Source organism: Sphingopyxis sp. KK2, assembly GCF_001990265.1.
Classification (GTDB): domain Bacteria; phylum Pseudomonadota; class Alphaproteobacteria; order Sphingomonadales; family Sphingomonadaceae; genus Sphingopyxis.
Genome location: NZ_LYVN01000307.1, coordinates 1 through 561 on the forward strand (window position 1 = coordinate 1; position 561 = coordinate 561).

General features: G+C 73.6%; 1 protein-coding gene. It reads left to right on the top strand.

Annotated features, from left to right (window positions below; all coding sequences use genetic code 11):
• A partial coding sequence (locus tag B1A78_RS21955) for a lytic transglycosylase domain-containing protein (RefSeq protein ID WP_144037976.1) occupies positions 1–437 on the top strand: 437 nt, incomplete at its 5' end.
• Between the last annotated feature and the right edge of the window lie 124 nt (positions 438–561).

Below are 561 nucleotides of genomic sequence, written 5' to 3' on the forward strand. Positions count from 1 at the left end.
AATGGATCGAGCGCGTCATGCGCGCCGAGAGCGGCGGCCGCACCACGCTGGGCGGCCGCCCGATCGTCAGCCACGCCGGCGCGATGGGCCTGATGCAGCTCATGCCCGGAACCTGGGCAGCGATGCGCGCCCGGCTCGGGCTCGGCGCCGACCCGCACGATCCGCGCGACAATATCCTCGCCGGCACCCTGTATCTTCGCCTGATGTACGACCGCTTCGGCTATCCCGGCCTGTTCGGTGCCTACAACGCCGGGCCGGGCCGCTATGCGGCGTTCCTCGCGGGGCGGCAGGGGTTGCCGGGTGAGACGCGCGCCTATGTCGGCAAGCTGGCGGGCCGCTCCGCGCTGCCTCCGCGCGCGCGCGCCGACACTGCGCGTCGCGCGGTCGCGCCGGAAGCGATCGACGCGGACCGGGGCATTTTCTTCATCCGGCGCTAGTCGCGCCGACGAAATTGTGCGCGGGAATGATGGGCGCACACTGGCGGCAGGGGCCGCCGCCAGAGGTCGCGCGCTGTTCTGGCCCGCGCCTGCGCTCTTGGCTTTGGCCGGGGGGCGCGGCGGC